Raw genomic sequence first — 7,606 nt, 5'->3', positions numbered from 1 at the left:
TAAATCTGAATGGAAAATCAAAAATCTCGGACATCCAATATATGAGTTCTATCTAGCTCCAGATAACTCAATTTCTAAAGTTGATGCAACGAATTAATAAAGCTTGTTTGTAAGAAAAATTTAAGAATTAATTAGTAAAATAACAATTACTTTATAAGAGCCTTATAGTTTTGTTCTAAAAACTATAAGGCTCTTTGTAATAAATATGGGGTGTGTGTAGCAATGGAACAAAATCACGCAACAAGCATTAGCGGACATTAGGAACCTGTTCCTATAAAGTGAATACTCGCTATATAGAATCCGCGCTACATTTGTAGAAGCTTGAACCGTTTCACCAAAACTCAAAACATTACGGATGACCAAGGGAACGCATTTCATTTAAAAAACCATGCCTTTCGGCATACCAAGGGTGTAGAGCTTCTTAATAACGGTATGAATATACTTCATGTTCAAAAATGGATGGCTCATGCTTCTCCTGAGATGACATTAAAGTACGCCAAATTGAGTTTGAAGATATTGAAAATAAAGACATGATCGAATGGGAATACATCCGGCATAACCTGGATGCTGTAAAAATGGAGCTTGGTTATTGCATGAAACCTATTAAACCATGCCCTACACAAGCAAATCCTTGTCTATCCTGTAGAAATTTCTGTACAACACCAGAATTTATACCTCAGTATGAAATTGAGATCAGGGAAACAAAAGCTGTAATTGAAAAAGGCAAGTTGTTAGGGCGTCAGGTGTGGGTAGATAAGAATCAGGCGATGCTAGATCGATTAGAGCCTATTCTAGATACTTTAAAGGAAGGTAGAACCCACCACATGGCAGGCAAAAAAGGACGCGAATATGTGGGAAAGGAACGGATTCATGGAAGGTAAACATCCCCGCAACACTGAAGGTGTTAAACTACACGCTATAAGAAAAAGCCAAGAGGCATCTCGCAAGGTGGACGAGTCTATTCAACGTCTAATAAAGTCCAAGGCTAAAATAAACTTTAACAGCGTTTCACTGATTCTGGTGTGTCCAAAGCATTACTCTATAACAATAGGCCAATAAGGAACCGTATAGAGATGCTAAGAAAGCAACAAGAAGGATTACCTTCTCCCCAGGATATTAAACAAAATATGACGGATGCTAGCAAAGATTCACTTATTGCTGCAAAGAGTAAACGGATAAAAGAACTTGAAGATGAAAATAAACGGTTAAAGGAAGAACTATTGAAATTACGTGGATTAATTTACGAAAAGTTATAACGTAATTAGACCAAATATAAAACTACTATGAATACATGTAAACAATGTGACAACCATTGATTTAACAGTGATTGTCACATTGAAGTTAAGATAACCGCATTTTCCTGACGCTTCCCCAACATTAAAACTCCACATGGTTCCCTCTGTTCATGTCCATAGAATTCGTTTTATTAAGTTCATGCTACGATAGCTATAGTAGTACTGCATACTTCAATTTGGAAGGTGATACAAGTGTCAGATAAGAAAGAGCTATCAAGTGTACAGCAATTGGCTATTGAACATATTTCACAATACGCCAGAACACGAAAACATGAGGCTCACAAGTCAATTAAGGAAGTTCTTCAGATGTCGAATATCTCTTGGAATACTTTTGAAGACGCCGTGGCTAAGCTGATGTCGAACGCGAGGGTCGCATTGCATTTTCATCCTGATCGGCCAATTGCAGACATGAAATGTGTAGCTCAGTCATTGCTTGAACAGGGAATTTATAAGAGCCAGTTCGAAACTCACATTTCCAATGGGAGTGTATCGGCTTATCCAGGTGGTGTACGGGATCTTTGGGAGAAAAAGATGTTTGGAGGCGTTTATCAATTGGATGGTGTGACTAATAATCAACGGCCAAAGTACGGGGCACTACATTTATTGTTGCACCCGGATGGACCTGCTCCACGGTTTGGTTCATGCTACTTTCTTTTATCACCTAAGGTCTCTTATCGTTGCACATACACTTATTTGGATTCGCATCAGGACCCAAAGGAAAGGGGTACCTATGACGAGTTTGATGACATAGTATCAGCGACTTTTAAAGATGCATTTATACAGGAATATGCGATCGGGGAGAAAGATCTAACACCACGGAAATTGATTGACAATCTCTTATATAAGCTGGAACGGCCATTCAAGGATTTTTCAAAGTGTAAGCCTAGTCGAAACCTTAATCACTATATTGAGGCTCAGGTTCATGGGGATATTACTTTAAAGGATGACGTAGAAGTGCTTGTTGCTGATCCTTCGTTTAAAGGCACATACATAGGAGAATGCTTTGAAAAAATGTGCTTAAAGTATTCTATTGAACTTTACTGGCATATGGGTTTTGCTTTGCGAGTAGAAGAAATACCCAAGGATTTTAGAGGGCCAACCATGCCTTCTTTAGCTAAACGGATAGCGCGGAATGATTATATCGACGCCAGCGTGATCGGAGCTGCCGCTAATGATTTGAAACGTAATCCGGCACAATGGAGCGACAGAGGGGACTATGAAAAGGTACTTCAAGAATTAAAATACATGTGGCATGTTTTAGTTCGGTATGGTAACGCTTTTGCACGGGAATAAAGGACTTACTATTGAAGCTTACAGAAAAAGCAGGATAGAACTGAAACTTTTAAGGAATGGATGAGTATTTAGTTATACATGAATTAAAGGAGGTTGTTCTATGAAGGAGATGAACTACGGTCATTAACTTCCCGGTAAGGAGGTTAGTGATGAGTAGAAGCTATAAGAAATTTCCAGCAGTTAAGGATAAAACTGGCCCAGGAAAAAAGTTTGCTAAAAGATTAGCTAGTAAAGCAGTTAGGAGATACAAGAATGGAATCCATAACGGGTCTATGTATCGAAAGATTTTTTGCTCATGGAATATTAATGATTTGTGGCTCCATAAGACATTAAGAGAGGCAATTCATTATTGGGAAATAAGCGATGCTTCCACAGTGATAGCACAGTCTAAACAACAAGTCTTTAACGAATGGGCAAAACACTACTACCGAAAATAGAATAGAAATAAGGTGTACAGGGAAGTTACACCGAATAAAAGAGCAGATTAAGACTGCTCTTTTATTCGATAGAAAAATAAAAAAACGACTTTTTCATGAGGACAATCACTTAACGTACCAAGTTCACGTTTTTTACTTTGGACCCCTATAGATATTAAATGAATTTGAATTGGTTAGCGATATGATAAGGCTTGTTTTCCTAATGAATTCCAAGATTGGATGAAAGTTTCTTGGTTTACCTTACGGGCTTTTTTTCCACTTAAAGGATCATTAATATAAATGTACCCATCCTCAAAACCGATAAGGACGACAGCGTGTAAATCTAGGGGAGTTGTGATTTGTTTGTTCCCATGTTTCCAAGACTCCCATCTATCCGGAACTTTGTAATCTCCTGTCGTCCAAACCACTACAGGTTTATTCATTTTGATTTGAGCTAGCACATCATTGAAAGTTTTTCCTGTTAAGTTCACTGTGCGATTTGGAAGATAATGTTCCATCAATTCTTGTAGTGGTTGGACGTAGACAGCATATCCCTTATTTTTCCCTGTTATATCTCCAACGAAACCTTCTTTAGGATCTCCCCATTGAATGATGTTCCCGCTTTTACTTATTGACAGTGGGTCATTATCTTTTTTAATGCTGTTAGCTAACTGGATTTTATTGACTTTGATGCCAGCGTGCTGTAATACCATCGCTAAGCTTGTAACTTCGCATCCGTATTTCAGTTCAGGTTTTTGTGATATTAATGGCACGTCTAAAATGACTTTTTCTTGGATTGAAGGAGTTGGGGATTGTAGCGGTTCGTTTTGGTACGACGGATGCTTCACATTTTTTGTTAATTCAACATCTTCATGTCCAACGTTAGATCCTTGCTTTTCAACTGGAAATTGTTTTGTAGAACAGCCCGCTAAAATTGAAAAAAGGACATACAAAAGTAGAAGTCTTTTCACATCATACACCTTCTTTATGTAGTTCAATACATGTCATAATATCTCATTAAGTATCGTTTTTTATTAATTTTGTGTTTTGATTCCTCATAAAAACATTCAATACTAATGTAACTGTTATTGGGGAACGACTGAGATACGTGTAAAAACAGGTCATTGTATTACAACATTTACCGAACAATAATTTGCTTATAATGTTTTGTTTAAAAACTATCTATCCTAGGGGATTGGTCGTGGCATTGCGTTACGTCTGGCACAGGATGGTGCATTAGTCGCGGTACACTATGGAAAAAGACATAATGAAGCAGAGGAAGTGGTTCATAAGATTCAACAAAGTGGAGGTTCTGCATTCTTGATAAACGCTGACTTAAATTCGCTCAACGGTATACGTGATTTATATGCTACATTGGATGACGCTCTTCGGAAACGGACAAGCGATAACCGGTTTGATATTCTTGTGAATAACGCTGGAATCGGGCAAATTGTACCCATTGAAGAGGTGACAGAAGAATCTTTTAACGAAGTCATGAACATTAATGTCAAAGCACCATTTTTTGTACCCAGCAAGCTTTGTCGCGTTTGAAAGATGAAGGCCGTATTATCAATATCTCATCGTTTGTTACACGAGTGGCCTCCCCAAATGTTTTCACTTACAGCATATCGAAGGGGGCGCTCAACACGCTTACATACGTTTTGGCTGAGCATCTGGGGAGCCGTAATATTACGGTAAACGCTATCCTGCCTGGCATTATTAATACAGAGATGAATGCTAAGACTTTGCAAGATCCCAATGGACAGAAATTTGCCGCCGCTCTTTCAACATTTAACAGATGGGGGGAGCCTGAAGATGTAGCGGATATTGCTGCATTTCTTGCTTCATCTGACAGCAGATGGATAACCGGACAATTAATTGATGCAAGTGGCGGATCTCATCTGTGAATCAAGGCCTTTTAGTAACTTCTAATTTGTAATTTGATCTCAAATTAGTTAGTTCATAAAGAAAGAATGCCGATTCAAAATATTACTTTTCCAATTATAGCTTTTCTTTTACTTTCTCGATAAATTGTTCCCAGCCATTTGGACGCTCGCGAATGATATGAGGGCAGTTTTTGCCTGTCCATTTGTGATGCTGCACAAGTGCTTCTATGTTGAGATTGTAATTACTCAATAGCTTCGCTGCCAGTTCAGCTGCATTATCTTCAGCTTTCCTCCGATTGCCATCCCTGTTTTCACATATCTCAATCCCAATACTGGATATGTTACCAGGTCCTTCTCCTCCGTCTCCAGCATGGAACCCTTTTTCTGTATTTGGTAGATGTTGAACCGCTCTTTTGTCATCTACTGTATAGTGCCAACTAACAGGTTTATTTGCTGCTTCGTCCCCTTTAAGATATTCTGCATGATTTAGAGCATTCGCACCGTTCGCGTCATTTGCTGTATCATGAATTGTAATGAATTTGGGGCCGTGAAGATGTGTTCCAGGTCTGTTTTTACGCCCCACAGGAATAAAATTTTGAACGATTTCCATAAGATAAGCTCACTGCTTTCTATTTTAACTAAAGTCTAATTTAGTTTTATCGCAAACCGATTTTTTATACACAACAAATACTATTATTGGAACTAACCTTCCTGAAGGCCAATATATCAACTATACCTGAAATTAGCCTATTAGATTCTGTGTATCCTTAGCCAAGGGCCTATTTATCAGAAAATTCTTCATTTCCTCACCAATATAGCTTTGATTGAATAAAAATTACAATGAACGCCAATGTAGGTTTTTGACATAAGAAACAGCCACAACTATGCACATGCAATCCAGGCTGTCCTAAATAAGGCATAGAAAAAGGTGTTACGATAAAATTTATCTAAGTAAGGAGGCATAGTATGGCTTACATCTCTCTAGAATCCGTCAACTATCCGAATCGGTTTATCCGTCATGCAAATTTTCTTGGGGAACTCACTCCAGTCCAAAGTGATTTAGACCGACATGATGCCACATTTGATTGGACAGGTGATTGGAGGTTTGGAGCGGAAGGGAGACTTAGATCCATTAACTACCCGCTACATTACCTACGCCATCAAAATTTTCGGCTTAAGCTTCACGAAGCCGGTTATCCATTCGGTCGCCCTCCAACACCAGAAGAGCGGCTAGCGATCCTAGACTCTACCTTTATCATGGTACCCGGTCTTACAGATCCTACAAATCGAAGTCTGGTCTCATTTCGTTCAAAGAATTTTCCTGACCGTTTCATTCGTCACCGGAATTTTAATCTCTGGGTAGAACCGGCAGATAGCGACTTAGCTCGAGCGGATGCCACATTCAAGCTACGAGGGCAACCTTTCGTTCCGGAGCCGCCGGGTCCTAGATAAAAAACCTCCAGATTACCGACACAGGGTATATGCGAGACATCTGGATCTCGCATATACCCTATTGCTTCGCTTGACACTGAAGATAAAAAGAGCCACATATGTTGCATGGAACTGCACCATCTGTTGCTAACTCTCAAACTACAAAGGGATGAAACATTGATAGTTGTGAAGGTTTTAGCTCTTGTAGCTATTTTGTTTATCGCATTTATTTCGAATGTTGACTCTATAGGTTGTATTGGCTACCGTCACTGCAGTTTATGTCTTAATCGAGAATGCAGCTACTCATCATAAAAAAGGTTTGGACTCATCCTATTCCAGTACCAGGACACCTAGCAGGAGTAAGAATCTTAGGCATTTATTATTTTTTAAATAAAGCTATTACATAAAGGAGAGATCTTTATGCTGTATTTTATAAAGGAAAATGATACGTTACAGAAAATAGCAAGCAAATTTGAAAGTTCCGTTAGGGAAATTCTAAAGGCCAATATTATTTGTGATCCAAACAGAATTTTTCCAGGAGTGCCTTTGATTATCCCCCAAAAAGGTCAGGATTTACCACAAGCAGGCGGGGGACCGTATTATGTTGTACAACCTGGTGATACGTTAGAGTGCTTAGCATATCGTTTTCACACAACGGTAAAAAATCTTATAGAAGTCAACCATTTATATGATCCAGCCTCCCTGCACGCTGGCACTGAAATGCTTGTTGGTATTCAGAAATACGATCCTAAGGAAATTTACGAAAAGTGGAAAACAGCGGGAGATACAGATTTGAAATGCAGCGCTTCCTCGCTTCATGAGGTTTTTTACAGAGGTTCATACGAATGGGAAGCGATAGGAGATGCTGCTGTTCCCTACCTATCCAAGTTACTTAGACATCCTTGTGACGGTGTACGGTTGGGAGCAGTAGAAAGCTTGGGGCGTATTGCAAGTACGAATGCACAGCATATATTAAGTGCTTTTATTATAGAAGGAAAAGATCCTTTCATTAATGATATAGCAAAAATAGCGTTGAAGAGAATAAAAGTTGTCCAACAAACGAATAGCAAACGATTCCATTTGACCACGAACGATTGGCTTATCTTACAGGAACCTAGGTCAGAATCTATTAAAACCGACATCCCAAAAGGAACAGCCGTATTAGGAATACGTTGGAACATTCCAAGTCCATTTCAAGAAGAAGGTCCGAGGGGAGGATTACAAACTTTCGATTACGTTCAAATTGTTGAAACAGGTCAAACTGGCTTCATGCCCCGTGTTGGCT

General features: G+C 39.0%; 8 protein-coding genes and 2 pseudogenes. 8 read left to right on the top strand and 2 right to left on the bottom strand.

From position 1 onward, the window contains the following. Positions 1-372: 372 nt before the first annotated feature. The 5 genes and pseudogenes from AYJ08_RS25010 to AYJ08_RS21915 all read left to right on the top strand — a co-directional run. Positions 373-504, top strand: a pseudogene (locus AYJ08_RS25010) (tyrosine-type recombinase/integrase); the annotation flags it as partial. 89 nt (positions 505-593) lie between these two features. Next, positions 594-881 carry a hypothetical protein gene (locus AYJ08_RS24665; protein ID WP_231929229.1) on the top strand — a complete coding sequence of 96 codons (288 nt, stop codon included), beginning with the start codon at positions 594-596 and terminating at the stop codon, positions 879-881. 192 nt (positions 882-1,073) lie between these two features. Further along, positions 1,074-1,256 (top strand): DUF6262 family protein, encoded by a 183-nt coding sequence (locus AYJ08_RS25005; protein ID WP_369799698.1) that lies wholly within the window; start codon positions 1,074-1,076, stop codon positions 1,254-1,256. A gap of 225 nt (positions 1,257-1,481) precedes the next feature. Next, positions 1,482-2,588, top strand: a complete 1,107-nt coding sequence (locus AYJ08_RS21920; RefSeq protein WP_064019478.1) for a DUF3626 domain-containing protein — start codon at positions 1,482-1,484, stop codon at positions 2,586-2,588. A gap of 149 nt (positions 2,589-2,737) precedes the next feature. Beyond that, the gene (locus AYJ08_RS21915) at positions 2,738-3,025 is read left to right on the top strand and encodes a hypothetical protein (RefSeq protein WP_064019476.1); all 288 of its coding nucleotides are present in this window, start codon (positions 2,738-2,740) and stop codon (positions 3,023-3,025) included. A 173-nt stretch (positions 3,026-3,198) separates the two neighbouring features. On the opposite strand, the gene AYJ08_RS21910 is transcribed toward AYJ08_RS21915, so the two are convergent. Beyond that, a complete protein-coding gene (locus tag AYJ08_RS21910) occupies positions 3,199-3,975 on the bottom strand; it encodes a C39 family peptidase (RefSeq protein ID WP_064019475.1) in 777 nt (258 codons plus the stop codon). A gap of 223 nt (positions 3,976-4,198) precedes the next feature. Here AYJ08_RS21910 and AYJ08_RS21905 point away from each other — a divergent pair. After that, positions 4,199-4,911, top strand: a pseudogene (locus AYJ08_RS21905) (SDR family oxidoreductase). Positions 4,912-5,005: 94 nt separating this feature from the next. Here the strand turns inward: AYJ08_RS21905 and AYJ08_RS21900 are convergent. Next, positions 5,006-5,500, bottom strand: a complete 495-nt coding sequence (locus tag AYJ08_RS21900; RefSeq protein ID WP_064019474.1) for a peptidoglycan recognition protein family protein — start codon at positions 5,498-5,500, stop codon at positions 5,006-5,008. 356 nt (positions 5,501-5,856) lie between these two features. Between AYJ08_RS21900 and AYJ08_RS21895 the strand changes: the two genes are divergently transcribed. Then, positions 5,857-6,342 carry an AbfB domain-containing protein gene (locus AYJ08_RS21895; RefSeq protein WP_064019473.1) on the top strand — a complete coding sequence of 162 codons (486 nt, stop codon included), beginning with the start codon at positions 5,857-5,859 and terminating at the stop codon, positions 6,340-6,342. Between the two features lie 399 nt (positions 6,343-6,741). After that, the coding region (locus tag AYJ08_RS21890; protein WP_157452913.1) for a LysM peptidoglycan-binding domain-containing protein at positions 6,742-7,606 on the top strand (865 nt) is incomplete at its 3' end.

It is taken from the genome of Brevibacillus sp. SKDU10, from assembly GCF_001645205.1.
Taxonomy (GTDB): domain Bacteria; phylum Bacillota; class Bacilli; order Brevibacillales; family Brevibacillaceae; genus Brevibacillus_B; species Brevibacillus_B halotolerans.
The sequence above is the reverse complement of the archived record's forward strand: the minus strand, read 5'-3'. Positions and strand labels throughout refer to the sequence as shown.

Excerpts from the sequence above, each read along its gene's own strand:
- AYJ08_RS24665 (WP_231929229.1), top strand. The coding sequence starts at position 594 with ATGAAACCTATTAAACCATGCCCTACACAAGCAAATCCTTGTCTATCC.
- AYJ08_RS25005 (WP_369799698.1), top strand. The coding sequence starts at position 1,074 with ATGCTAAGAAAGCAACAAGAAGGATTACCTTCTCCCCAGGATATTAAA.
- AYJ08_RS21915 (WP_064019476.1), top strand. The coding sequence starts at position 2,738 with ATGAGTAGAAGCTATAAGAAATTTCCAGCAGTTAAGGATAAAACTGGC.
- AYJ08_RS21900 (WP_064019474.1), bottom strand. The coding sequence starts at position 5,500 with ATGGAAATCGTTCAAAATTTTATTCCTGTGGGGCGTAAAAACAGACCT.
- AYJ08_RS21895 (WP_064019473.1), top strand. The coding sequence starts at position 5,857 with ATGGCTTACATCTCTCTAGAATCCGTCAACTATCCGAATCGGTTTATC.